This window comes from Phenylobacterium sp. (assembly GCF_016793225.1).
GTDB lineage: Bacteria > Pseudomonadota > Alphaproteobacteria > Caulobacterales > Caulobacteraceae > Phenylobacterium.
In genome coordinates, this window is sequence record NZ_JAEUMN010000066.1 from 1 (window position 1) to 1,712 (window position 1,712).

Consider the following 1,712-nt stretch of genomic DNA (forward strand, 5'->3'; position numbering starts at 1 on the left):
GTCCCAGCCGCGCCAGTAGACGAGGTTGTGCCGCGACCGGGCCGCCGCGCCTCGGGCGTGGTTCGACACCTCGTAGGCCTCGAAGCCCTGGGCCTCGAGCACGTCCTGGGTCGTGTCGGAGAGGTCGGCCGCGGCGGCGTCGGCCGGGATCGCGAAGCGTCCCCGCCGCACGGCGCGGTCGAACGCCGTGCCGTCCTCGATGGTGAGCTGGTAGGGCGATATGAGCTCGGCCCCGATCCCCACGGCCTCGCGCAGCTCGCCGGCCCAGGCGGCGGGCGTCTGGCCGGGCCACGCGTAGATCAGGTCCACCGACAGCCGCGGGAAGGCGCGGGCGGCCGCGGCGGCGGCCCGCCGTCCCTCGGCCGCGTCGTGGTTGCGCCCCAGGAACGCCAGCGCCGCGTCGTCCAGCGACTGCAGCCCCAGCGACAGCCGGTTCACGCCCGCGGCCGCGAGCGCGGCGAACCGGCCGGCCTCCGCGTCGGTCGGGTTGGCCTCGAGGCTGATCTCCAGGTCCCCCGCCGGCGTCCAGAGTCGGCGGGCCGTCGCCACGACCTCGGCGACCCAGGTCGGATCCATCAGCGACGGCGTCCCACCGCCGAAGAAGACCGAGACCAGCGACCGCGGCCCGGTCAGCGCCCGCTGCGCCGTCAGGTCCGCCACGATGGCCCGCGCCAGCTCGGCGGCCTCCGCACCACGGCCCCGCGCCCGGAAGACGTTGAAGTCGCAGTAGGGGCAGATCCGCGCGCAGTACGGCCAGTGGACATAGACCCCCAGCGGCGGGGGCTGGGTCACAACAGCGCCGCCTTGAGCTTGGCGAAGGCGCGCGCGCGGTGGCTCATGCCGTCCTTGTGCTCGGGCTCCAGCTCGCCGAACGTCCGGTCCATGCCCTGCGGCACGAAGATCGGGTCGTAGCCGAAGCCCTTGTCGCCGCGCGGCGGGAAGCTGAGGGTCCCGTCGATCCGGCCCTCCACCACCACGGCCGGGCCGCCCGGCCAGGCCACCGCCAGCGCCGAGGTGAACCAGGCGGCGAAGTCCTCGGCGCCCGCCTCCTCCAGGCGCTCCTCGACCTTGCGCATGGCCATGGCGAAGTCCTTCGCGGGTCCGGCCCAGCGCGCGGAATAGATCCCCGGCGCGCCCTCCAGCGCCCGCACCGACAGGCCCGAATCGTCGGCCAGCGCCACCAGCCCCGAGGCCTCGGCCGCCGCGCGCGCCTTCAGCAGCGCGTTGCCCGTGAAGGTGGACTCCGTCTCGTCGGGTTCCGGCAGGCCCAGTTCGCCGGCGGCCACCAGCTCGAAACGGCCCTCCAGGATCTCGGCCAGCTCGCGCGCCTTGCCGGGATTGTGGGTCGCCACCACCAGGCGGGTCCCGGGTTCGAGCTTCAGGGCCATGACGTCACTCCTGGGCGCGCCGCGACCCTAGCCTCCGAACGGACCCGCTGCATTGCAAAAGTTTAATATCGTTACTCGATATTCACGTGATCGGAAAACGATATGGCCGTATCGATAATCACATCGAAGCACGGGGCTTCGACCCACCACCCGCTGCACCGCAGCACACCAGACGGAGACCACAAATGTTCGCCAAGACCATGAACATCCTCGACCGCACCGCGATGACCTTCATCGTCGTCCTGGCCGCCGCGCCGATCCTCAGCATCGCCGCCCGCGCCGCCTTCCTCTAAGACTCGGCGCAACGAGTCATGAGGATCGTCC

General features: G+C 72.1%; 2 protein-coding genes. Both read right to left on the reverse strand.

What is annotated here, in order from left to right:
- Window positions 1-792 (reverse strand): coproporphyrinogen-III oxidase family protein (locus JNK30_RS07295; RefSeq protein ID WP_293481399.1); only part of this gene is annotated, 792 nt, incomplete at its 3' end.
- Window positions 789-1,388 (reverse strand): RdgB/HAM1 family non-canonical purine NTP pyrophosphatase, encoded by a 600-nt coding sequence (gene rdgB / locus JNK30_RS07300; RefSeq protein ID WP_293481400.1) that lies wholly within the window; start codon window positions 1,386-1,388, stop codon window positions 789-791. The genes JNK30_RS07295 and rdgB, both read right to left, overlap by 4 nt.
- Between the last annotated feature and the right edge of the window lie 324 nt (window positions 1,389-1,712).

Bases quoted from the DNA above. Each gene is read 5' to 3' on its own strand.
- rdgB (WP_293481400.1), bottom strand. From the start codon at position 1,388: ATGGCCCTGAAGCTCGAACCCGGGACCCGCCTGGTGGTGGCGACCCAC.